Origin of the sequence: Janthinobacterium lividum, from assembly GCF_011601275.1 — a bacterium.
GTDB classification, from domain to species: domain Bacteria; phylum Pseudomonadota; class Gammaproteobacteria; order Burkholderiales; family Burkholderiaceae_D; genus Janthinobacterium; species Janthinobacterium lividum_E.
The window spans coordinates 127918-151962 of sequence record NZ_JAAOLY010000004.1 but is presented as its reverse complement, the minus strand read 5'-3'; the positions used below and the strand labels follow the sequence as shown (position 1 = coordinate 151962).

Annotated in this window: 25 protein-coding genes; 22 read left to right on the top strand and 3 right to left on the bottom strand. The window is 60.9% G+C overall.

The window, feature by feature from the left end; translation table 11 throughout:
- Positions 1–212: 212 nt before the first annotated feature.
- The 3 genes from GYK42_RS07930 to GYK42_RS07920 are packed head-to-tail and all read right to left on the bottom strand — an operon-like array spanning position 213 to position 3285.
- Positions 213–428, bottom strand: coding sequence for a hypothetical protein (locus GYK42_RS07930; protein ID WP_166447046.1), 216 nt, complete (start codon positions 426–428; stop codon positions 213–215).
- Positions 425–1489: a phage portal protein gene (locus GYK42_RS07925; RefSeq protein WP_240943509.1), complete on the bottom strand. Its 1065-nt coding sequence runs from the start codon at positions 1487–1489 to the stop codon at positions 425–427. Before GYK42_RS07925 ends, GYK42_RS07930 begins: the two co-directional genes overlap by 4 nt.
- The gene (locus tag GYK42_RS07920; RefSeq protein WP_166447195.1) at positions 1486–3285 is read right to left on the bottom strand and encodes a terminase ATPase subunit family protein; all 1800 of its coding nucleotides are present in this window, start codon (positions 3283–3285) and stop codon (positions 1486–1488) included. The genes GYK42_RS07925 and GYK42_RS07920 overlap by 4 nt, the downstream gene beginning before the upstream one ends.
- A 136-nt stretch (positions 3286–3421) precedes the next feature.
- Here GYK42_RS07920 and GYK42_RS07915 point away from each other — a divergent pair, with 136 nt between their 5' ends.
- From GYK42_RS07915 to GYK42_RS07810, 22 genes are all read left to right on the top strand, one after another.
- Positions 3422–4228 (top strand): GPO family capsid scaffolding protein, encoded by an 807-nt coding sequence (locus GYK42_RS07915; protein WP_166447044.1) that lies wholly within the window; start codon positions 3422–3424, stop codon positions 4226–4228.
- A gap of 48 nt (positions 4229–4276) precedes the next feature.
- Positions 4277–5293, top strand: coding sequence for a phage major capsid protein, P2 family (locus tag GYK42_RS07910; RefSeq protein WP_166447043.1), 1017 nt, complete (start codon positions 4277–4279; stop codon positions 5291–5293).
- Positions 5294–5296: 3 nt separating this feature from the next.
- Positions 5297–6013, top strand: a complete 717-nt coding sequence (gene gpM, locus GYK42_RS07905; RefSeq protein WP_166447042.1) for a phage terminase small subunit — start codon at positions 5297–5299, stop codon at positions 6011–6013.
- Positions 6014–6115: 102 nt separating this feature from the next.
- Positions 6116–6622, top strand: a complete 507-nt coding sequence (locus GYK42_RS07900; RefSeq protein WP_166447041.1) for a head completion/stabilization protein — start codon at positions 6116–6118, stop codon at positions 6620–6622.
- On the top strand, positions 6622–6831 hold the full coding sequence (locus tag GYK42_RS07895; protein ID WP_166447040.1) for a tail protein X: 210 nt from the start codon (positions 6622–6624) through the stop codon (positions 6829–6831). Before GYK42_RS07900 ends, GYK42_RS07895 begins: the two co-directional genes overlap by 1 nt.
- A gap of 46 nt (positions 6832–6877) precedes the next feature.
- Positions 6878–7249: a hypothetical protein gene (locus GYK42_RS07890; RefSeq protein WP_086138193.1), complete on the top strand. Its 372-nt coding sequence runs from the start codon at positions 6878–6880 to the stop codon at positions 7247–7249.
- Positions 7249–7809, top strand: a complete 561-nt coding sequence (locus tag GYK42_RS07885; protein WP_166447039.1) for a glycoside hydrolase family 108 protein — start codon at positions 7249–7251, stop codon at positions 7807–7809. Before GYK42_RS07890 ends, GYK42_RS07885 begins: the two co-directional genes overlap by 1 nt.
- The gene (locus tag GYK42_RS07880) at positions 7806–8330 is read left to right on the top strand and encodes a lysis system i-spanin subunit Rz (protein ID WP_166447038.1); all 525 of its coding nucleotides are present in this window, start codon (positions 7806–7808) and stop codon (positions 8328–8330) included. The genes GYK42_RS07885 and GYK42_RS07880 overlap by 4 nt, the downstream gene beginning before the upstream one ends.
- Positions 8314–8802: a phage tail protein gene (locus GYK42_RS07875; RefSeq protein ID WP_166447037.1), complete on the top strand. Its 489-nt coding sequence runs from the start codon at positions 8314–8316 to the stop codon at positions 8800–8802. The genes GYK42_RS07880 and GYK42_RS07875 overlap by 17 nt, the downstream gene beginning before the upstream one ends.
- Positions 8799–9266 carry a phage virion morphogenesis protein gene (locus GYK42_RS07870; protein ID WP_166447036.1) on the top strand — a complete coding sequence of 156 codons (468 nt, stop codon included), beginning with the start codon at positions 8799–8801 and terminating at the stop codon, positions 9264–9266. Before GYK42_RS07875 ends, GYK42_RS07870 begins: the two co-directional genes overlap by 4 nt.
- Positions 9267–9380: 114 nt before the next feature.
- Complete coding sequence (locus GYK42_RS29665; protein WP_166447035.1) at positions 9381–13520, top strand: RHS repeat-associated core domain-containing protein; 4140 nt, start codon at positions 9381–9383, stop codon at positions 13518–13520.
- Positions 13521–14037: 517 nt separating this feature from the next.
- Positions 14038–14709: a phage baseplate assembly protein V gene (locus tag GYK42_RS07860; protein WP_240943508.1), complete on the top strand. Its 672-nt coding sequence runs from the start codon at positions 14038–14040 to the stop codon at positions 14707–14709.
- A complete protein-coding gene (locus GYK42_RS07855) occupies positions 14706–15047 on the top strand; it encodes a GPW/gp25 family protein (protein WP_166447034.1) in 342 nt (113 codons plus the stop codon). The genes GYK42_RS07860 and GYK42_RS07855 overlap by 4 nt, the downstream gene beginning before the upstream one ends.
- Positions 15044–15955, top strand: coding sequence for a baseplate assembly protein (locus tag GYK42_RS07850; protein ID WP_166447033.1), 912 nt, complete (start codon positions 15044–15046; stop codon positions 15953–15955). The genes GYK42_RS07855 and GYK42_RS07850 overlap by 4 nt, the downstream gene beginning before the upstream one ends.
- Complete coding sequence (locus GYK42_RS07845) at positions 15948–16568, top strand: phage tail protein I (RefSeq protein ID WP_205711318.1); 621 nt, start codon at positions 15948–15950, stop codon at positions 16566–16568. Before GYK42_RS07850 ends, GYK42_RS07845 begins: the two co-directional genes overlap by 8 nt.
- The gene (locus tag GYK42_RS07840; RefSeq protein ID WP_166447032.1) at positions 16565–18223 is read left to right on the top strand and encodes a phage tail protein; all 1659 of its coding nucleotides are present in this window, start codon (positions 16565–16567) and stop codon (positions 18221–18223) included. Before GYK42_RS07845 ends, GYK42_RS07840 begins: the two co-directional genes overlap by 4 nt.
- Before the next feature lies 1 nt (position 18224).
- A complete protein-coding gene (locus tag GYK42_RS07835; protein WP_166447031.1) occupies positions 18225–18710 on the top strand; it encodes a hypothetical protein in 486 nt (161 codons plus the stop codon).
- Between the two features lie 31 nt (positions 18711–18741).
- The gene (locus GYK42_RS07830) at positions 18742–19917 is read left to right on the top strand and encodes a phage tail sheath protein (RefSeq protein ID WP_166447030.1); all 1176 of its coding nucleotides are present in this window, start codon (positions 18742–18744) and stop codon (positions 19915–19917) included.
- A gap of 56 nt (positions 19918–19973) precedes the next feature.
- Complete coding sequence (locus GYK42_RS07825; protein ID WP_139090361.1) at positions 19974–20483, top strand: phage major tail tube protein; 510 nt, start codon at positions 19974–19976, stop codon at positions 20481–20483.
- Positions 20484–20520: 37 nt separating this feature from the next.
- Positions 20521–20829 (top strand): phage tail assembly protein, encoded by a 309-nt coding sequence (locus tag GYK42_RS07820; protein WP_133992904.1) that lies wholly within the window; start codon positions 20521–20523, stop codon positions 20827–20829.
- 8 nt (positions 20830–20837) lie between these two features.
- On the top strand, positions 20838–20951 hold the full coding sequence (locus GYK42_RS07815) for a GpE family phage tail protein (RefSeq protein WP_071650277.1): 114 nt from the start codon (positions 20838–20840) through the stop codon (positions 20949–20951).
- Entirely contained in the window at positions 20952–24038 is a 3087-nt protein-coding gene (locus GYK42_RS07810) for a phage tail tape measure protein (protein WP_431190156.1), read from the top strand.
- Positions 24039–24045 lie beyond the last annotated feature (7 nt).

Genomic DNA, 24045 nt, shown 5'->3' with positions numbered 1-24045 from the left:
TTTGAGTCAAAACAGCCCTATGTAGCGGGCAGGTGTGGAGGGGGGACAACTGCGCGCGCCGGGCCGAAATGGGGCTTTTTCTTGCATCCATGGCAATGCCAATCGTCAGGACGTGAAAAAGCCGCCTCATGGGCGGCTTGTGCTGTGGCTGGGGCGCTGCGGCGCGGCTGGGCTGTCAACGCCCTGCCCTGCCGGCCATCGCGGCGTGGCGGTTATCCTGAGCGACCGGCACGGGCCTTCGCCGCCTGCTCCTTCTCATAGTCGTCGCGGCAATCAACGTTGCAGAACGGCAGGCCAGGCGCCAGCGCCTCGTCGCAGTAGTGGCAGGCGCCGTGCGCCACCAGGGCGGGCCGTCCGCGGACAGCGGCCAAGCCGCGCGCCACCTCGGCGAAGATGATCTTGTCGGTGTTGTCGACGTGGTCGCTCATGCTGCTCCCTCCGGTGCGGCCAGCTCATACGGGGCGAACTGCACCACTTCGACGCCGGCCCACTCGTTAATCGCCATGAACTGCGACTGCAGCGGTACCAGCTCGTTACGCGCGAAGACGCGCGCGGCCGGTTCGACGGCGCCGAAGCCGCCGGCATTGTTCGGCAGGATGCCCATCAGTTGCGGCGGCACGCGGTGGGCGGCCAGCTGGTCATCGCGCGTCACGCTCTTGATATTGAAAAACTCGTCCTTGGCGGCCACGTCCGACACAGGCAAAATCTGGATGCCGTCCTTCTTGCCGTTCGGCGCGTACATGAACAGGTTCCTGAAATTGCCCGGCCCCTTGCTGTCGCGCATGGCCTGGCGCAGGTTGTCCACGTCCTGGGTGTTAGCGGCAGCGTCCGTCATGTAGAACACGAAACCTGCATGGGATCCGTTCTTGTAATACTTGCGGCGGAACAGGGTTGCCGCCTCATTGAGCCAGGCCGATTGCAGCGCGCTCAGGTACTGCGGCACGCCGTATAGCTCCTGGTTCACGTCCGGTTCCATCAGGTGGAACACGCGGCCCGTTTCGAACTGGTGCGCCGTGCCGTGATTGGTGACAAAAAAATAGGTATCCCAGTCGATGCCGCGCCGCATGTACTTGGCCAGCGCATGCGCGAACGTCAACGGGCGCCCGCTGCGGCTGGGCCGGTCTTCCAGATAGCAGTTGCCGAACGTCAGGAAGTCGAGCGCCAGGCGTTTGAAGGCGTCGCGCGACAGGTATTTGCTGGGCATCAAGGTGGACGCCAGCACGTTGGCCTTGAAGTGGATCGCGCTGGAATGGTGCACGCCGGCATTGAAGGACTTGGCCAGGCCAGCCAGGTTGATGGGCGGCTCGTACCACTGGCCATTCTTCCAGCATTCGAAGCAGTCGAGGATATCGCCGTGCTCCAATACGGGCGTGGGGTCGCCGAAGGAAAAGGCCTGGATGCCGGCGGTGGCGGGCTGTGGCGCCGAGGACGCGGCCGTGTCCGCGCCAGGTGCGGAGCGCGGGCGGGCGCGCTGATGTGCTTTGCTCAAGAATAAATCTCCATGATGGATTGGTGGTTGTCGGTACTGCCTTCGAAGGGTTCGTGGTCGAGCGCGTGCATGCAGGCCCAAGCCAGGTCGGCGTGGCCGGTTTCGTCGCTGCGCCCGGCCACGTAGGTGACGTGCCGCCCGCTGGGCGTGAGGGTCTTGCGGATCGCCATGAACGATTGCGCGATGTCGATCCAGCCGGCGTCAAATTCCAGCCGGCCCTTGCTGATGATGTTTTTGGCTTTGAGCACCATGCGGGTTTTGACTTCCGGCGAGTAGTTCAGGGCCGTGACGGCCGGGAAGAAGCCCTTGACGATGGGCAGCACGCCGATGCCCATGCCCGTGGTGTCGATGCCGATGTATTCGACGTTGTAGCGCTGCGTCATCTGACGGATGGCTTCGGCGTGGTCCTCAAAGCTCTGGCCGCGCCACTGGTGGCGCTCGAGCACGCGGAACTTGCCACCGGCCGTCATCGGCGGGGCCAGCACCACGCAGCCGGCGCTGTCGCCGTTCAAGGCCGGGTCGTAGCCGATCCACACGGCGCGGTTGCCGAAGGGGCGCAGGCCCAGCAGTGGCTTGTAGTCGTCCCATTCCACCCAGGAATCGACCATGCAGCGCTGCAGCTCGTTCAAGGGGAAGACCGAGGCCGAATCGTCGATGAAATTGCACATCAACAGGTTTTCGAACTGGTCCGGGCTGTATTCGAAATTGCGCAGTTCATCGATGTCGAACAGGTTGCAGCCGCCCCGCTCGGCATCCAGGATCGTGACGATCTGGCGCCATATCTTGTCTTCGCCCGTAAAACCAGACGCCAGGCGCTGGTGGCTCACGTCGATGTTGAACTGCTCGGCCTTGGCGCGGCGCTTGTTGAACAGCTCGCCCGTCCAGAATGGATAGGCCTGGTGCGTGGTCGAGGATGGCGTGGAAAAATACGTCTTGCGCCATTTCTTATGAATGGCCATGCCCGAGGCCACCTTGTTCAACTCCTGGAAATTCTGCGTCCAGAAAAATTCATCGAAGTAGAAATTGCCGTGGTAGCCCTGCGCCGTGCGCGCGTTCGTGCCCAGGAAGTACAGGTGCGCGCCGTTCGGCAGCACGATGGGATCCCCCGTCAGGTCGATGCCGGCTGCCTCGCGAGCGAATTGCACGATGTATTGCTTGAAGACGTGCGCCTGCGACTTCGACGCGGACAGGAAAATCTGATTGCGGCCCGTGGCCATGGCGTCGGCCAGCGCCTCGCGGGCGAAGTACCAAGTGGCGCCAATCTGGCGGCTCTTGAGGATGGCGCGCGTGCGCTGGTCGCCGTTGCGATACCAGACCTTCTGGTAATCGAAGAGCGAGTCCTGGAAGGCGTCCAGCAGCTGGATGCGCTGTTCGTCGCTGAAATCGTTGCGCGTCGGCTTCTTCTTTGGGCCAGCATTCCGGTTCGCCAGCTTGGGATTGAGATCGACTTCATTCCCTCCGGGTTGCTCGTACCTGCGCACGCGCGCCATCTGCACGATGGTGCGGGCGAGTAAATCAATTTCCTTGTAGTCGCTGCCGCTCTTGACCTCTTTTTCGATCAGCTTCACCAGGCGCAGCTCGGCCGACGCCTCGACGTGCTCGATGGCCTGCGCCTTGTCCCACTCGTCGCGCGCCTTCCAGCTGTTGATCGTGCTGCGCTTGATCCCTAAGTGTCGGGCGATGGACGAAATGCGCCAGCCCTTCCAGTACAGGGCGCGCGCGGCACGGCGCGGCTCGGATTCGGGCACGGCCAGTTCGGCGATTTTTTCTTCAGGGGTGGGATGGATTCCTAACATGCCGCCAGCGTAGGCCGCGCGCGCGCGGAACGGGGAAAGGCAAAAGTCGCTATTGGCCATAGCAACCCGCCCCGCATTGAATCCCCAGCCCAAGACGTTGACCATGGCGTTATCCGATCAACCGAGACCCAACGCCATGCCTAAATCCCAGTTTTTCCGCGTCGCTACCGAAGGCGCCACCACGGACGGCCGCAACATCGACCGCGCCACCATCGAGCAACTCGCCGCCAGCTACAACCCGAAAACCTACGGCGCGCGCATCTGGCTCGAACACATCCGGGGCATCCTGCCCGACAGCCAGTTCAAAGCCTACGGCGACGTGATCGCCGTCAAGGCGGAAGAAGTGGACACCGACAACGGCAAGAAACTGGCGCTGTTCGCGCAGATCGAACCCACTCCGGAACTGGTCGCCATCAACAAGGCCAAACAGAAGCTGTACACCAGCCTGGAAATTCAACCTGACTTCGCCGACACGGCGCAACCCTACCTGGTCGGCCTGGGCGTCACCGACAGCCCCGCCAGCCTGGGCACCGATGCCCTGAAATTCTCGGCCAACCGCAAGCAGCAAAGCACCAACCTGTTTAGCACTGCCGTCGAGGTCGAACTGGTATTCGATGAACCGGCAGGCGTGAAGCTGGCCGATGCCGTCAAAAACCTGTTGTCGCGCTTCTCCAATAAATCCGGCACCGACGCCGCGCAGTTCGCCGACATCAGCGAAGCCGTGGAAACCCTGGCCGGCCACGTCGTCACGGTCAACGACAACTACGCCAGCACGCTGGCGCGCCTGGACAAAGCGGAAACGGCCCTGGCGGCGACGCAGCAAGAGCTGGCCGCCTTCAAGACGCAAATGGACGAGGCGCCCGGCAACGCGCCGCGCCGCCCGTCCGCCACCGGCAACGGCAACGGCAACGGCAACGGCGCCGCCGTGCAGACCGAGTTTTAAGCGGCCACGCCATCCCCACTACCCATATCAATCACGGAGCAAAAATAGATGAAAAAGCAAACCCGCCAGGTCTACAGCCAGTACGAAACCCGCCTGGGTCAACTGAACGACACGGAAAGCGTCGCCAAAACCTTCAGCGTGGCGCCCAGCATCCAGCAGAAGCTGGAAACGAAGATGCAGGAATCGAGCGAGTTCCTGTCGAAAATTAACATCATGGGCGTGGCCGAACAGGAAGGCGAAAAGCTGGGCCTGGGCGTCTCCGGCCCGATTGCCGGCCGCACCAACACCAAGGACAAGGAACGCGAGACGCGCGACCTGTCCACCCTGGACAGCACCAAGTACCGCTGCGAACAAACCAACTTCGACACGCACCTGACGTATGCCAAGCTGGACGCCTGGGCCAAGTTCCCCGATTTTCAATCGCGCGTGGCCAATGCCATCATCATTCGCCAGGCGCTGGACCGCATCGTCATCGGTTTTAATGGCGTCAAGGTCATGGCCACCACCGACCTGGCCGCCAATCCGTTGCTGCAGGACGTGAACAAGGGCTGGCTTCAGCACTTGCGCGAACAGGCACCCGAGCGCGTGCTGGGCCTCGTCGGCGCAGGCTTGCCGGGCAAGGTCATCATCGGCGAGGGTGCGGATGCCGACTATGCCAACCTGGACGCGGCCGTGGTCGATGCCGTCAACCTGCTGGACCCGTGGTATCAGGAAGACACGGGCCTGGTCGCCATTGTCGGGCGCAAGCTCTTGAGCGACAAATACTTCCCGCTGGTAAATACCAAGCAGGCGCCCACGGAAACCCTGGCGGCCGACATCATCATCAGCCAGAAACGCATTGGCGGCCTGCCGGCTGTGCGCGTGCCCTACTTCCCGGACAACGCCATCCTGATTACCCGTTTCGACAATCTGTCGATCTACTTCCAGGACGGTGCGCGCCGCCGCCGCGTCGAGGACAAGCCATCGCGCGACCGCATCGAGAACTACGAGTCGTCGAATGACGCGTATGTCATCGAAGACCTGGGCCTGGCCGCGCTGGTCGAGCACATCGAGCTGAAAGCGTAAGCGATGCATCACCTTTCCCCTGCCCTGCGCCACCGCGCGCGCATGCTGGCCGAGCGCACGGCCGGCGCCGCCGAGCCGCTGGGCGTGACCACCGGCAGCGCCTATGAGCTGATGCTTTATAAACTGTCCGACGACCGGCGCCGCCTGAAATCCATCCAGTCGGTGGAACGCAAGATCGAGGTCAAGGCCACCATGCTGGCGACCTATGCGCAATGGATCGACGGCGTGCTGGCCGGCGGCAAGGGTGCGCAAGACGACGTGGTGGCCACCCTGCTGGTATGGCACATCGACACGGGCGAGTATGACCGCGCCCTGGTGATTGCCGCCTACTGCATGGAACACAAGTTCACCCTGCCGGATGGCTACAGCCGCGACATTCCCACCATGATGCTGGACGAATTCGCGGCCGCCTACCTGCAGGGCAAGCTGGGTGACGATCCGCAGCATGCCGTGGCCGTGCTGGGTGCCGTCGAAGCGATGACGGCCGCCAGCGACGCGCCCGACCAGGCACGCGCCAAGCTGCACAAGGCCATCGGCCTGGCCATGGTGGCCGTGCTGGACCAGCAGGACGCGACGGACATCGCCCCGGCCCTGCTGGAACAAGCTGGCATCGCCATGGCCCAGTTGCAGCGTGCGCGGGCCTTGTCCGAGTCCGTCGGCGTCAAGAAAGACATGGAACGGCTGGAGCGGCGCATCAAGCGCGCGGCCGATTCCAGCTAAAGAGCAGCCCCCGGCGCACAGGCGGCACGGGGGGATTCTGGCCAAAACAGCGACCTGATGAACCCCGTCCACCGCCTCCCCCTTCACTCCACAGCAAACACCATGTCCTTTATCGCCCTTCCTCCCCGCGCACCAAGCGCCGGCGGCACGCCGCCAGCACCGGCGCCAACGCCCGGCATCGTGGAAAACGATGGCTGGTTCCCCGACGTTGTTCTTGCCGAAATCCGCGACGCCATGCGCCTGGACGGCACTGTCACCGACGCGCGCCTGGTGCAAGCCGTGGTTGACGCGATCCTGCAGGTGAACCGCGAGCTGGCCGCCTGGCAAAGCGTGCATGCCGGCGCTGGTATCGCCGCGCTGGCGGACGTGCCGGCATCGAAAATCAACCGCGAAAGCCGCTTGCTGGCGCAATACCGGCGCGCCGTCTACAGCACGGCCAAGGCGGACTTGATCGAGCGTTACCGCGACTACGACACCACGGCGTCGTCGGCCAGCGATAAGAAAAGCATGGAATGGCTGGACGAGGCGCCCGGCGCGCAGCGCAGGAATGCGCAATGGGCCATCGCCGATATGGTCGGGCGCACGCACCTGACGGTGGAATTGATCTGATGCAGGTGCGCACGCAGCAGCACGACACGGTAGACGCGCTGGTCTGGCGCTACCTGGGCGACGGCGCCGGCTATGTCGAGCAAACCCTGGAAATGAATCCGGCCCTGGCGCGCCACGGCGCCGTGCTGCCGGCCGGCTTGCTCGTCACCTTGCCGGAACCTGTTGCCAGCACGGCCAGCGTGGCCAACATCGTGCAGCTATGGGACTGAATTTTTAACAACACCTCTACTTATACTCATCATGGAGAAACAAGCTATGTCCGCAGAATCGTTTGGTGGCTTTGCCGCCCTGGTCAAACTGTACGGCTTCAAGGCCGCGCTGGGCATGATCGGCGCCGCCATGCTGTACATCGTGCTGCCGCCCTTGAACAGCGACGGCACATTCAACAAGGGCGAATTCGTCGCCCGCCTGGCCTGCGCCGGCGTGTTCTCGTGCCTGCTGGGCGGCACCGCGTATCAGCTGCTGTGCGCGCAACTGCCCGCCATCGGCGCCATGGTCAACGCTTCCGCCGTCGATCTGATCGTGGGCGCGCCCGGCTGGTGGGTATCGCGCGCCGTGGCCCTGTGGTTCCAGCGCCGCAGCGACAAGGACATCGCCGAGCTGGTCAACGACGCGAAGGAGCATTGATGGCCACCACGGAAAACCCGTTGATCGCACGCACCATCGACGCAATCCTGCGCGCCGAAGGCGGCTATGTGAACGACCCGCACGACAAAGGCGGCGAAACCAACTACGGCATCACCGTGGCCGTGGCCCGCGCCAACGGCTACCAGGGCGCCATGCGCGACTTGCCCGTGGCCCTGGCGCGCGCCATCTACACGGCCCGCTACATCACGGCGCCGAAATTCGACCAGGTGCTGGCCATCCACGCCGGCATTGGCGCGGAACTGATCGACACGGGCGTGAACATGGGGCCGCGCGTGGCGGCCGAATTCCTGCAGCGCTGGCTGAACGGTTTCAACGACACGGGCGCGCGCTATCCCGTGCTCACCATCGATGGCCACCTGGGCAAGCAGTCGCTGGGCGCGCTGGCCGCCTTCCTCGCGTGGCGCGGCCAGGAAGGCGCCGCCGTCATGCTGCACGCCCTGAACGGCTTGCAGGCGGCGCGCTACCTGGACATCACGGAAGCGAACAAGACACAGCGCCGCTTTCTGTTCGGCTGGCTGCGCACGCGGGTGGCGCCGTGATCGCGGCGCCGCCCTGGCGCGCGCTGGCCGTGGGCCTGCTGGCCGGCGCCATGTTGGGCTGGAGCGTGCAGGGCTGGCGCAAGGACGCGGCCCTGGGCGACATGCGCCGCATGGCGGCCACCGCCCAGGAAACGGCCGCCACCGCGCTGGTCCAGGCCACCGGCCGCGTGCTGCAACTGGAACGCGCGGCCACCGGCCAGCTCGCCGCACGCACCGATCAACTCAACCAGGACAACCACCATGCACAAACTGACCGCGACCGCTTTATGGCTGACGTGCGCAGCGGCGCTATCCGCCTGTCAATCCCCGTCGCCGGCCATTGCCCCGGCACTGGCGCCGGTACCACAGATTCCGCCGCTGCCGGCGGCGATCGCCACCAAGCGCGTGCCGAACTTGACGGCGCGGCTGCGGCAGCTCTTGACACCATCGCCAGCGACGGCGACGCCGCCACCCGCCAGCTCAACGCCTGCATCGACGCCTACAACCTAATGCGAGACACCTACCATGTACAAACCGAATAGCCTGCGCCAGCACCTAGCCGCCGCCATCCCCGAGCTGCAGCGCGATCCTGACCGCCTCGTCGTCTTTGTCGACGAAGGCAATGTGGTGGCCACCGCGACCGCCTCCTTCTCCTTCGAATACCGCTTCAAGCTCCACCTGATCGTGACCGATTACGCGGGCGACGCGGACGCGATCATGGTGGCCCTGATCGCCTGGCTGAAAGTGCATCAGCTCGACCTGATGGCCAATGAGGAAACGCGCAAGCACGGGATCGCCTTCGAGGTGGACTTTAATAACCATGAAACGGTCGATATCTCCATCAAACTGGACCTGACCGAGCGCGTGGCCGTCAAGACCGGCGAAGCTGGCCGCCTGAATATCCAGCACCTGGCCGAGATACAGCACATGCCGGCCTACGCGGACGAGTTCTGGAAGCTGTACGACGGCGACACCCTACTGGCCGAATGGCGCACGCCCGAGGCGACAGCATGAGTGACGACCTGCACGCGCTGGAAGCCTGGGCCGGCGCCCTGCTGGCCAAGCTGCAGCCAACCCAGCGCCGAGCCATCAATCACAAGGTGGCCATCGACTTGCGCCGCAGCCAGGCGCAGCGTATCAAGGCCCAGCAGGGGCCGGATGGCGCGGCCTATCCGGCGCGCAAGCGGCGCAAGGAATTCAAGGGGAAGAATGGACGCATCAAGCGGCAGAAGGCAGCGATGTTTGCCAAGATCCGCACCGCTAAGCATCTGAAAGTGAAGGCGACCGGCGACCAGATCGAGGTCGGCTTCTTTGGCTGGGTGGCGCGCGTGGCGCGCGTGCATCAGTTTGGTCAGCAAGAGCGGGTTACCAAGAACGGGGCAGTCTACAAGTACCGGAAGCGCCCCCTGCTCGGCTTGAGTGAACAGGATCGGACGTTAGTACTCGAATCGCTATTACATTACATCAGGTCAGGGTGAAAAAAGCTATGAATAGGTGCAAGTCGACATCAGAAAATTTGTTACCAAGAAACAATTCAAAATGGTAATATTATTTTTAATGATATATTTTATATAAATTTCTCAGGAGAAATAGTGAAATATTATTCCGTAAGCAGTCTCCTCATTTTCATAGCCAGTTTCCTCTCGATAGCACCTTCACCTGCCAACGCCGACAGCACTGTAGAGATACATGAGTGTGGTCCTGGAAAAAAATGGGCTTATCGAGAGGATGGCACGCAATTTTGCAAGACTGAATATACGCCTAGTCCAATTGACTATGGATTTGGTGGGGCCACGCCCGGCGACGGTGGTCAAGGTGGCTCGCCGAAAGCAGCTCCTACATATGAGAGTAACTCGAATATAGATAAAGACTGCCTATCCGGCGCCCCACAATCGACTAACAATCCAGTTGTGATAGCTACAGGGGAAAAGCACAAGACAGAAACGGATTTTTTTTCCCATGGCGAGTACGGGCTTAGCTTGGCACGGACCTATCGCAGCCGCCAAGCAACCGGTACATTTTTCGGGAAAAATTGGCTGTCTAAATATGATGTCCCGAGGATTATAGCCAGCACTGCGGGTTGCATCAGGATGGATTCGATGTGCATTCCGCAGTCAGCGACGGTCATTGACTCGAGCGGAAAACAGTTTACGCATCGTTACAAGCGTGATGTCGGAGAGGAAGGTACCTACATCTACACGCCAGGTGGCACCGATACGGTCGGGGAATTGCAATATACATCGGATGGCTGGACTCTGTTTAAAGGAAAACTCATTTACTCCTACGATACGGGAGGGCGCATTCTTAGCATTTTCAATTTCGTCGGTGTAGGTATTTTTTATGAGTACAACGGCGTTAATCGCGTCAGCAAGATATCCAATCACATAGGTCAAAACATTCAATTTACCTATGGAAGTAATGGCCTGGTTGCGACGGTGCGCGACTCGGCAGGCAGCCTATGGAGCTACGAATATAATGCTTCGGGCCTCCTGGCAAAAGTAACATCGCCAGGAAATTCGCCGGACATTCGACAGTACCACTATGAAAATGCCGATCCAGCCTTGCTCACTGGCATTTCGATCAATGGAATTCGTTATAGCACTTATAGCTACTACGCTGACAAACGGGTCCAGCAAAGCGGTTTGTCCGGTGGCGAGGAAGTCGATACATTCGTTTACGATGCATCGGGAACCACGATCACTACCGCCAAAGGTGACGTGACACGCCATGCTTTTTCCAACATAAACGGTGAACTCAAAAATACCAGCATTTCCCGGGCAGGAAGCACTACCTGCAGCGCCGCAGCTGCCGCCAGCAGCTATGACACCAACGGATATTTAAGTACCACAACGGACTGGAATGGTGTAGTGACATCATTTAGCTACAGTGTTGACGGAAAGCTGTTACAAAAAACGACAGCCACTGGCACCTCCGCTGCGTCGACCACTCGCAATAGCTGGATTGGCGACAATATAAGCCAAACTGAGTTTGTCGATTCAGGCAACCAGGTCTATGCACGCATTCAATATAGCTACGTTAACTCTGGACTCGCCACAGGCAAGCTTGAAAGTACGACGTTCTCGGATGTCCTCAGTGGTAGCCAGCGTGTAACGCAATATGCTTATACTTTCCATGGCAATGAAGCAATTGCCAGCAGCACAGTCAGCGTGTCGATGCCCGCCGGCGCAGCAACCTATACTTCAATTTACGATTTGTCGGGGAACCTGACTTCTCGCACTAACCCCCTAAACCAAATAGAAAGCTGGGCAAATTACAACGGGCTCGGCTTGCCGATGACCTATGTCGATCTAAATGGCGTCACCACCAGTTACACCTACGATCCACGGGGCAATCTGCTATCAGCCACCACGAATGGCCGCACCACTGTTTATTCGTACACCCATGATCGCCAGATCAGTACGATCAGCAGGCCGGACGGAAGCGTAGTGCGTTACAAATACAATGCAGCAGGCCGGCTGGAATCTGTCGGCAACGCGCTCAGTGAATTCGCAAACTTGGCTGTCGACGTACCAGGCAATAGCGTGCGCGCCAGTTCGCCCCGCAAATATGCCGACATCAATGGCACAGTGCCGGTCGCCGTCGGCACGACGGAATTTAGCGCCACCACCGTCCTTGATTCTTTGGGCCGCCCCTATACTCAACTAGGCAATAACGGCCAACGTGTCGAAAAACGCTACGATAACAATGGCAATTTGACGAGCAGCACGGATGCGCAAGGCCGCGCTACAACTTATCAATATGACGCGGCGAACCGTCTTGTGAGCAGCAGAGCTGCTGACGGCGGTACGACGAGCATGACTTATGATGCCCAAGGCAACCTGACATCGGTAACCGATCCGCGCCCGCTGCAAACACGGTATACCTATAATGGCTTTGGCCAGGTCACCAGCATCACCAGTCCGGATACAGGGACAAGCACGTTTGGCTACGATAGTGCGGGCTGGCTCAGCTCTGAAGTCAAGGCGGATGGCAAGACTATTTCGTATCACTGGGATAGTTTGGGCCGCAAGCGGGCACGTATCAGTGGAGTCATCAATGAAACTTTTAACTATGATGAGGGGCCGTATGGTATAGGCCGGCTGACCAGCTTTACAGATGGGACTGGTGAAACCAGGTATACCTACAATGCCAGTGGCGATTTGCTGAGCCAGTTCAATAATATGTGGGGCAATTTGTACACGACGAACTGGAGCTACGATGCGGCCGGCCGCTTGACCAGCATGGCGTACCCCAGAGGCTTGACGCTCTATTATCAGTACGACGGCATCGGCCGCCTCTCCAACGTGACGAGTAATCTTGGCGCCCCGTGGAACACCTTGGCCGACACCCTACTGTATCAGCCGGCGGGCGGCGCCCTGTATGCCTGGCGCTTCGGCAATAATGTTCCACGGACCATCAAATTAGATGCCGATGGACAAGTTACGCAGGTCGCTGGAGGAAGCCAAAATACCGTCTATGCCTATAACACGACCGGTCAGATGAATGCCATGACCGATCATGCTAATCCAGCAATGTCCCAGACTGTAGACTATGATTTGTCGGACCGCATAGCCGGAGCAACCCGTAGTAGTGATTTACAAGCATTTGAATGGGATCAGGCGGGTAACCGGACATGGCAGGGACGGCATGGCTATATTTATAATTATGTAAATGATGTGCAAAGCAACCGCCTGTTGTCCTGGAGCGGCAATGGCCAGTGGCGCAACTTCGGCTACGATGCGGTTGGCAATGTGGCGAGCGAGACGCGTCATGACGGCACGCGAACATACACCTATGATGCCATGAACCGGATGGAGACTGTCAGCGCCAATGGCGCGTTCATAGGCTACTATTACTACAATGCGCTGAATCAGCGGCTGTATAAAAACACCCAATCAGGCGGCGTGGTGAGCATCTTTGGCCCCGACGGCCAATTACTGCTCGAAGAAGGCATGTTGAACACCAGCTATGTCTGGCTGGGTAGTGAATTGCTTGGAGTCTTGCGCGGCGGCTGGTTCTACGCCAGCCACAACGACAAACTGGGCCGGCCAGAAGTGCTAACCAACAGTACCGGGGGCGTCGCCTGGCGCGCAGCCAACGCGGCATTCGACCGCAAGGTCATTGTCGACAATATCGGCGGCATGCATGTCGGTTTCCCAGGCCAGTATTACGATACCGAATCAGGTCTGTGGTACAACTGGAATCGTTACTATGATGCCTCGCTGGGACGATATTTACAAAGTGATGCAATTGGACTAGCCGGAGGTATCAATACCTATGCATATGTTGGGGGAAATCCCATTTCGTCTATTGATTCTAACGGACTCGAAACGTGCGTGCTGGTAACAACCAATTCATGGGGATTTCGAGATCATGCGGCACTTTACATGTCACAGGCGGGCGAAAAAGGACAACCGATTTTATTTGATCCTAGCGGTTCGTACGCACAAAGCAACGGCGGCGGCACAGGTGATGTCGTAGAGGGAAGCACAGCGAGTATAGGTAAATTTTCAAAATACCACGCCGACTCGAAAATTGAGAAAAATTGCAAAGATACAAGCAAAAAAGAGGAACAACGTTTATTGCAAAAAATTGAAGGGATGCAAAGCCCGGGTATCGCTCAATGCGCCGTAAATGTTTCAAACGTATTAAATCAGTCGCCATATTTTCCGCACGTAACGAGCGGAACTCTACTCCCAGGAAATCTTTTTCGTGACGCAGGTAAAAAATAATGAAATTAAATATTTTCTTTATAGCATTAAGTACCATCTTACAGGTTTTATGGACCTGCTTGATTGCTCGACACTATAACGTTTTTGTAATTACGTGCACATTACTCACATTTATTTCCCTATCAATATACATATTGAACCGATATATTTTTACTTATCCATGGTACAACCGAGCACTTTTAGGTGCAATTGTAGGATTTCTCGGAGGGATTGCAGCAGCGTTTGCTGCGGAACTTTCGCTCAGGGGAACATCTATTCTGATTCGAGAATACCCAATTAGCAACTTTTATTTTTTCCCTACTCTACTGTTGGGCTGGGTATATGGAGCTATCTTATTCACTGCCGGACCTACGGTATTAGAATCCAGATTAGTGATACCAGTAAGTAGCGACCAGTAACTAACCAGATTTTCCACGAGCTCACTATAAGCTTACAAGGTGAGCTTATAGTGAGCTCGTGGATATTAAGTCTGATATCAACCCGCCCCCGCGTGCATCCGCACGCGGACTTCGGCAACATGCACTGCATGAACGCCGACCTGTCCGACCTCCTCCGCTTGCTGCAAAACCTGATCCGCCTGGGCACCATCGCCGAGGTGGACGGCGCCAAGGCGCGCGTACAGCTTGGCCCCACACTCACCACTGAATGGCTGAACTGGATCACGCCGCGCGCCGGTAGCACACGCTCTTGGTCGGCGCCGACTGTCGGCGAACAGGTCGTCGTGCTCTCCCCTGGCGGCGACTTGACGCGCGGCACCATCCTGCCCGCCCTGTTCTCGCAGGCGTTTGGCGCGCCGGAACTGAGCCAAGCCATCCACACCACCCATTACCCGGACGGTGCCGTGGTGCAGTACGACCACGACGCCCATGCGCTCACCGCCACCCTCCCCGGCGGCACCGCCACCATCACCGCCGACAAGGTGACGTCGGACGCGCCCAGCACCATCTGCACGGGCGATCTGACTGTCATGAAAAACCTGATCGTCATGCAAAGCGCCACCGTGCAGGGCGCCACCACCCTGAACGGCGGCGTGAATGCCAAGGCCGGCGCCGCTGGCGGCGTGGCCATGGCCGTGCAAGGAACCATCAAGGCCAGCGAGGATGTGCTGGCCGGCACCATCAGCTTGCTCAAGCATCCGCACGGCGGCGTCAAGGCTGGCGGCGACCAATCGAATGGGCCATTGCCATGATGGGCATGCACGCCGCCACCGGGCGCAGCCTGACGGGCCTGGACCACTTGCGCCAGTCCGTGGCCGATATTCTCACCACACCGATGGGCACGCGCATCCGGCGGCGCCGCTACGGTTCCGAAGTGCCCGAGCTGATCGATCAGCCCCTGAACAGCGCCACGCAGTTGCGCATCTATGCCGCCACCGCCTTTTCCCTGCGCCGCTGGGAGCCGCGTTTGCAGCTGGACAGCGTGCAGCTCACGCGCGACACGGACGGCGCCATCACCGTGCTGCTCGATGGCACGGCGAATGGCCAGGGCATCACCCTGGCCGTGCCTGTCAAAGGGGGCGCCGTATGAGCACGCCCATCGACCTGACCCAATTGCCGGCGCCCAGCGTGGTGGAAGTGCTGGACTTCGAGGCCATCCTGGCCAAGCGCAAGGAACACCTTGTCAGCCTGCTGCCGGAAGCCCAGCGCGCGGCCGTCACGGCCCTGTTGGCCCTGGAATCGGAACCGGCCACCAAGCTGCTGGAAGAAAACGCGTATCAGGAAACCATCCTGCGCAACCGTGTCAATGAGGCAGGCAAGGCGGTCATGCTGGCCTTTGCCCTTAATGGCGACCTGGACCAGCTGGGCGCCAACGTCAACGTGGCGCGCCTGACCATCACGCCAGCCAATCCCAACGCCCTGCCGCCCGTGGCTGCTGTCATGGAAGACGATGACGCCTACCGGCTGCGCATCCAGGAAGCGCCGGATGGCCTGTCCGTGGCCGGCCCCAAAGCGTCGTATGAATTCCATGCCCGCAGCAGCGACGGCCGCGTCAAGGATGCAAGCGCCACCAGTCCCGCGCCGGCCAGCGTCACCGTCACGGTGCTGGCCAACAATGACACCGGCATTGCCGGCGCCGAACTCTTGGGGACCGTGGCGCGCGCGCTCAACGCCGAGGAAGTGCGGCCCCTGGGCGACCGCCTCACGGTGCAAGCCGCCCAGGTCATCGACTACCAGATCGAGGCCACCCTGTTTATCGGCGTCGGCCCGGAAGTGCCGATTCTGCTCGATGCCGCGCGCGCCAACGCCGTGCGCATGTCGCAACCGCGCCGCCCGCTGGGCCACAGCGTCTACCGTTCCGCCTGCAGCGCCGCCGTCCACGTCGAGGGCGTGCGCAAGGTCGTCTTGACCAGCCCGGCGGCGGACATCGAACTGAACGCCACCCAGGCCGCGCGCTGCACAGCAATCCAGCTCAACGTCGTGGTGCTCGATGAATAAGCTTGTCCCCACACTGCCGCCCAACAGCACGGCGCTGGAGCGCGCCATTGCCGTAGCCTGCGCCGAGCTGGTCAACGTGCCCGTGCCACTGCGCGATCTGTGGAACGCCGACCACTGCCCGGTCAACTTGCTGCCGTTTCTGGCTTGGGCCTGTTCCGTGGACCGCTGGGACGATGCCTGGCCCGAATCGATCAAGCGCGGCACGATCAAGGCGTCCTATTTCATCCACAAGCACAAGGGCACCATTGCCGCCGTGCGCCGCGTGGTCGAGTCCCTGGGCTATCTGATCCGCATTACCGAATGGTGGCAGACCGCACCGCCCGGCGTGCCGGGCACTTTCCGCCTCGATGTCGGCGTGCTGGACTCGGGCATCACCGACGCCATGTTTCAGGAAATGGAACGCCTGATTGCCGACGCCAAGCCCGTCAGCCGTCACATGACGGGCCTGGCGATTTATCTGGAAAGCCGGGGCAGCATCTATGCGAGCGCTTGCGCCTACCACGGCGACAGCATGACCGTGTATCCCTGGATCGCGGAAACCATCGAAGTGCGCGGCACGCTGTTGCAGGCCGGCGCATCCCATACCATCGACACTCTCACCATCTATCCATGAGCACATACTTTGCCATCCTGACCGAAGTGGGCGAGGCCAAGCTGGCCAACGCCATCGCCCTGGGCCAAACCCTGAAACTGAAAAGCCTGGCCGTGGGCGACGGCAACGGCAACTTGCCCATGCCTGTGCGCACGCAAAAGGCGCTGGTGCATGAGGTGCGCCGCGCTGGCCTGAACCAGCTGTCCATCGACCCGGCCAACGCCAGCCAGATCATCGTCGAGCAAGTCTTGCCCGAGGACGTGGGCGGCTGGTGGATACGCGAAATCGGCATCTACGACGAGGCCGGCGACCTGTGCGCCGTGGCCAACTGCCCGCCCAGCTACAAGCCCCTGATGGCCGAAGGCAGCGGCCGCACGCAAGTGGTGCGCATCGTGCTGATCGTTGCCAGCACGGCCGCCATCGAGCTGAAGATCGATCCGTCCATCATCCTGGCCACGCGCAAGTATGTCGATGACCAGGACATCATTGTGCGCGCCTACAGCGATGCGCAGCTGGCCAAGCACCTGGCCGCCAACGATCCACACCCATTGTTGGCCAAGCGCAGCCATATGGATCTGCAGGACAAGGCCGTCATGGACTACGCAGACGCGCAACTGGCCAAGCACCTGGCCGCTGACGACCCCCACCCCCTGTTGGCCAAGCGCAGCCATATGGATCAACAGGACAAGGCTGTCATGGGCTACGCAGACGCGCTACTGGACAAGCATCTGGCCGCTGACGATCCCCACCCCCTGTTGGCCAAGCGCAGCCATATGGATCAACAGGACAAGGCTGTCATGGGCTACGCAGACGCGCTACTGGACAAGCATCTGGCCGCTGACGATCCCCATCCACTGTTGGCCAAGCGCAGCCATATGGATCAACAGGACACAGCTGTCATGGCTTACGCGGACGCCCAACTGGGCAAGCATCAGGCCGCTGTCGATCCGCACCAGCAATACAGCATGAAGACTGTAGCCACACTGCCGAAGTTCGACGCCTCGACCAAACTGGCCAGTGCTGATTTTGTGCAGCGCGCGCAAGGAAACATGGTGCGCTATGCCGACGTCATCGAGAACCGCACGCTCACCGCCGACGATATTGGCTGCGCTCTGTACTTCCCTTATGCGGGCAAGGCTATCACCATTCCCGACCCGGTATCGCTTGGCATCCCCCACAATTCCGGCAAGTGCGTCAAATTCTTCGGGCTCGTCAATAGTGGCACCATTCTTGCCGCGCCAGGCGTAAACATAGGATTTGATGGCGGCAGTGTGTCGAGCATCACGATCAAGCCTGGGCAATTTCTCACCCTCATGGCGACCAGCCCAAACGTTTGGCAAGTCATCGACTCGACGGCCGAAATGTGGCGCAATGCTGATTTCACAGGCGTACTGGCGGGTAGCGGCCATAAATGCCTGCCGGGTGATTTCATTATGCAATGGCAAACCGTCGATGTGCCCGTCGCCACCACCGGCATGGCAACGAAGAATTTTTCCTTTCCGGTTGCGTTCAAGGAAGCGGTGTTTGGCTGCACCGCCAGCGTTCTGGGCATCGGTGCGGCATCTAATTCCAATGCGTTTGTCGCCGCCATGGCTACGTCTATCAATGGCGGCGTGGCACAGAACAACTACGTCAACAGCAACGTTTCTGTTTTCATTATTTCCATAGGCAAGTGACATGACCATTCGCTACTCTTACTCGACAGGCAATTTTTATCCCCAATACATTGAGTACCCGCACCTGCCTGACGACTTGATCGAGGTGGCTGATGAAGACTATGCGGCGGCAATGGGCCGGCCGGCTGGCCATTCCTTTCAATTTGAAAACGGCCAGCTGGTCATTATCGCGCCGACGCCGACGCCGCTGCTGGTGCAGTGCGACACCTTCCTGGTCGGCGTCAGAAAAACACGCGATGCCATCCTCAACCGCCTGGCCGGCATCGGCTTTGCCGCCGTGGCCAGCGGCGACACGGCCACGGCGCAAGCGATCTTCAACGCCCGCACCTGCCTGCTGGATATCACCGTCTGCCCGACCATCACCGCCGCGCGCGATCTGGACGAGCTGCAGGCGGCCGTCAGCGCCGAGTTCCAGCGCATCGCGGACACGCTACAGGAAGAGGCGCGGCGCGCCTTCGATGACGCCGACACAGCAGCCCCCCAATAACGCCCCATTCACCACTCACCAGGAGAGCCACATGGCCACCGACTACCACCATGGCGTGCGCGTCATTGAAATTAACGAGGGTTCGCGCCCCATCCGCACCGTGTCCACCGCCGTGCTGGGCCTGATCGCCACGGCCGACGATGCCGACCCTATCGCGTTCCCGCTGGACACGCCCGTGCTCGTCACCAACGTGCTGGCCGCCATGGGCAAGGCCGGCAAGACGGGCACCCTGCGCCGCGCGCTGGAAGCCATCGCCGCGCAAACCAAACCGCTGACCGTCGTGGTGCGCGTGGCCGAAGGCGAAACGGAAGCGGAAACCACGACCAACGCCGTGGGCGGCGTGTCGCCGGACGGCAAGTACCTGGGCGCACAGGCGCTGCTGGCCGCGCAAAGTAAACTCGGCGTAAAGCCGCGCATCCTGGGCGCGCCGGGGCTGGACACCCAGGCCGTCACCAACGCCCTGGCCAGCGTCGCACAGCGCCTGCGCGGCTTCGTGTATGCATCCGCCTATGGCTGCGCGACCGTCACGGCGGCCACTACCTATCGCGGCCAGTTCGGCCAGCGTGAGGTCATGGTCATCTGGCCGGATTTTGTGAACTGGGATACCGCCACCGACGCAGAGGCAAGCATTTCCGCCGTCGCCTACGCCATGGGCCTGCGCGCCAAGATCGACGAGGAAACGGGCTGGCACAAGACGCTGTCCAACGTGGTCATCAACGGCCCGACCGGCATCACCAAGGATGTGTTTTTCGACCTGCAAGACCCGGCCACCGACGCCGGCGTGCTCAACGCCAAAGAAGTCACCACCCTGATTAACATGGGCGGCTACCGCTTCTGGGGTTCGCGCACTTGCGAGGCACCGGGCGGCTTCTTCTATTTTGAAAGCTACACGCGCACGGCCCAGGTACTGGCCGACACCATCGCCGAGGCGCATTTCGCCTACATCGACGTGCCCTTGCATCCGTCCCTGGTGCGCGATCTGCTGGAGAGCATCAACGCCAAGTTCCGCGATTTGAAACGGCAGGGCTACATCATCGATGGCCATGCCTGGTATGACGAGCAGTACAACGACAAGAACGGGCTGAAAGACGGCAAGCTGGCCATCGATTACGACTACACGCCCGTGCCGCCGCTGGAAAACCTGCGTTTCCAGCAGCGCATCACCGACCGCTACCTGGCCGACTTCGCCGCCCGCATCGCGGCGTAAGCGCCCTTACCACCCTGCCCGCCCCGTGCGGGCGCAACTGAACATTGGAGAACGCCATGGGCCTGCCCCGCAAGCTGAAAGACTTTATTTTGTTTCAAGACGGTACTTCCTACATGGGCCAGGTGCCCGAAGTGACCTTGCCCAAGCTCAGCCGCAAGATGGAAGAGTACCGCGCCGGCGGCATGAGCGGCCCCGTATCCGTGGACTTCGGCAACGAAGCCATCCAGCTGGAATGGAGCGCGGGCGGCCTGATCGCCAGCGCCCTGCAGCACTACGGCGCCAGTTCGCACGGCGCCGTACAACTGCGCTTTGCCGGCGCCTACCAGGAAGACGATGACGGTACGGTGGCCGCCGTTGAGGTCGTCGTGCGCGGCCGTTACAAGGAAGTCGATATGGGTACGGCCAAGATGGGCGACGACACTACCCACAAGTACACCATGCCTTGCAGCTATTACAAGCTGATGATCGACGGCGCCACCATCATCGAACTGGACTTCATGAGCGGCACGGAAATCATGGGCGGCGTCAGCCGCAACGACGCCGTGCGCCGCGCCATCGGCCTGTAATCCCACTTTTTAATCACACCACCACAAGGAACACACCATGAACAACGATACCCAAAACAGCGCCGTCATCGAACTGGACGAACCTATCAAGCGCGGCGACAGCCTCATCACCTCGCTGACCGTGCGCAAGCCCAAGGCGGGCGCCCTACGCGGCATTTCCCTGATCGAGCTGGCCAACCTGAACGTGTCGGCCCTGCAGATCGTGCTGCCGCGCATCACGGAGCCGACCCTGACCGCGCACGACATCGCCAACATGGACCCGGCCGACCTGCTGGCCGTGGGCGCCGAGGTTGCCGGTTTTTTGGCGAGCAAAGCCGATCGCCTTTCGGTATCCCCGGCGAAGTAGAAGACGCGATGGCCGACATTGCCGGCGTCTTCCACTGGACGCCGGCAGCGATGGACGATTTTACGATTGATGAACTGATGGCCTGGCGCGAACGCGCCCGGCAACGAAGCGGAGCGGAATAGATGGCTGGCCGGGATTTGAAATTACAGGTAGTGTTTGCAGCGCTGGATAAAATCACCGGCCCGCTGAAAAAGATCATGGGCGGCTCCAGCGACACGGCCAAGGCTTTGAAAGCCACCAGCGACCGCTTGCGCGACCTGAACGCACAGCAAAAAAACATCAGCAAATTCCGCGAGCTGCACGGCGGCCTGGACGCCACACGCAGCAAGCTGGAAGCGGCGCAGCAGAAGGTGGCCAGCCTCGCCACCAAAATGAAACAGGCGGAGGCGCCCACACGCGCCATGACGCGCGAATTTAACGCCGCCGTCAAAGCGGCCGGCGCCCTCAAAACGGCTGGCCAGCAGCAGGCGCAGCAACTGCAGGTCATGCGCGAACGCCTGGCCGGCGCCGGCATCGGCACCAAAGACCTGGCCAATCACGAGCGCACCTTGCGCCGGGAAATCGAGGCCACCAACAAAACAATGACCTTGCAGCAGCAGAAGCTGGCCAACGCGGCCGGCAAGCAGCAGCGCGTGACCAACGCCACCCAGCATGCGGATAAACTGCGCAACAAGGCGGGCAACCTGGCCATGGCCGGCGCTGGCGCCACCGCCACGGGCGCCGTACTGGGTGCGCCCGTCGTGAAGGGGCTGAACGAGGCCAAGCACTATCAAACGGAAGTGGGCCGCGTGAATGCGCTCGGCCTGGGCGACAAGGTATCGGCCGAGGCCGTCGCCTTCGCGCGCAACATGAAGACTTACGGCACCAGCCAGCTCGACAACCTGCAGCTCATGCGCGACGGCATGAGCGCCTTTGCCGACGTGCACCACGCGGAAATGGTCGCCCCTACCCTGGCCAAGATGAAGTTTGCCAACCACGCTTTTTTTGGCGAGGAAGAAGGCGCCGACAACGAACGCAAGTTCATGGACATGCTCAAGGTCATCGAGCTGCGCGGCGGCCTGGAAAGCAAGGAAAAATTCGAAGCCCAGGCCAACATCGTGCAACAGGTCATCACGGCCACGGGCGGGCGCGTCGGGCCGAATGAATGGCTGAACATGATCAAGACGGGCGGCATCGCCGCCAAGGGCTTGAAAGATGATGCGTTTTATTACCAGATGGAACCGCTGGTGCAGGAAATGAGCGGCAACCGCGTCGGCACGTCCCTGATGAGCGCCTACCAGAACTTGTACCAAGGCCGCACGACGAAACGGTCGGTCAAAAAGCTGGATGAGTTCGGCCTGATCGGCGACAAAAGCAAAGTCACGCCCGATAAGGCGGGGCAAATTGCCTTCCTTGATCCCGGCGCCCTGCTGGGTTCCGAGCTGTTCCGCGAAAATCAGTTCGAGTGGATGGAAAAAGTGCTGTTGCCGCAACTGGCCAAAAAGGGCATCACGGAGAAAAAGCACGTGCTCGATGCCATCGGCAGCATCTTTTCCAACCGCACCGCGTCGAACCTGTACTCGCAGATGTACTTGCAGCGCGTGCAAATCCACAAGAACGAAAAGCTCAACCGTGGCGCCGCCGACATCGGCACCCTGGACAAGCTGGGCCGCGACTCGGCCGCCGGCAAGGAACTGGAAGCGCAATCCAAGCTGGCCAATCTCAAGCTCACCATGGGCGAGAAAATCCTGCCGCTGTACGCGCAGGGGCTGGAACTGGCCATCAGTACTGTGCAGCGTCTGAACGGCTTCATGGAGCGTAATCCTACTTTGGCCAAGGTCATGATTACGGCGTTTGCCGTGCTGGCGGGCATCCTGCTGGTGCTCGGCCCGCTGATGCTGGGCATTGCCGCCCTGATCGGTCCGTACGCCATGCTGCACGTCATGTTCGCCAAAATGGGCATGACGGGTGGCGTACTCACGCCCATCCTGCGCGGCCTGGGCGGCGCCTTCATGTGGATGGGCCGCGCCGTGCTGTGGCTGGGCCGCGCCTTCTTCATGAACCCGATTGGCATTGCCGTGACCTTGATTGCCGGCGCCGCCTACCTGATCTATAAAAACTGGGAGCCGATCAAGGCTTTCTTTGCCGGCCTGTGGTCGGACGTCAAGGCGGCCTTTGCCAGCGGCTTCGTCGGCGTCAATGGCCTGATCGCCAACTGGTCGCCGCTGGGCCTGCTCTACCGCGCCTTCGCGGGCGTGCTGGGCTGGTTCGGCATCGCGCTGCCGGCCAAGTTCACCGACTTCGCTGCCGGCATCCGGGAGCGCATCGCCACTGCCCTGGCGCCGCTGGCCGGCTTCTTTACCGGCATCTGGTCGCAGATCAAGATGGCCTTTGCCGGCGGCATTGGCGGCGTCAGCGCCCTGATCGCCAACTGGACACCGCTTGCTCTGTTCTATCGCGCCTTTGCGGGCGTGCTGGGCTGGTTCGGCATCGCGTTGCCGGCCAAGTTCACCGACTTCGGCGCCACCATCCTGCAGCGCATCACCGCATCGTGGCAGCCGATTGCCGCCTTCTTCGCCGATATCTGGGCGCGCCTGCGCACCGTCTGCGCTGGCGGCATGGGCAGCATCACGGCCCTGGTCATCAACTGGTCACCGCTGGGCGTGTTTTACCAGGCGTTCGCTGGTGTGCTCGGATGGTTCGGCATCGAGCTGCCGGCCAAGTTCACCGAGTTCGGTGCCAACATCCTGCGCGGCCTGGTCAACGGCATCACGGGTTCCATGAGCGCCGTCAAGGACGCCATCAGCAATGCCGGTTCCAGCACCATTGCCTGGTTCAAGGAAAAGCTGGGCATCCACAGCCCGAGCCGCGTCTTTGCCCAGCTCGGCGACTACACCATGCAAGGCCTGGCCGTGGGCCTGGACCGCAGCGAGGGCGCGCCGATTGCCAAGGTATCGAGCCTGGCGCAGCGCCTGACGCAATTGGGCGCGGGCATTGCCATCGGTACGGCCACGGCATTACCCGCCAGCGCCTTCGACACGCGCGCGCCGCTGGCGCAAGGCGGCTTCGGCGCCGGCATGACGATTCAAGGCGACAAGATCGAAATCACGATCCAAGCGCAAGCCGGTTCCGATCCCCAGGCCATCGCGCGCGCCGTGTATGCGGCCATGGAACAGCGCGACCGCGAAAAGGCGGCGCGCATCCGCTCTTCCCTGCGCGACCACGATTAAAGGAACC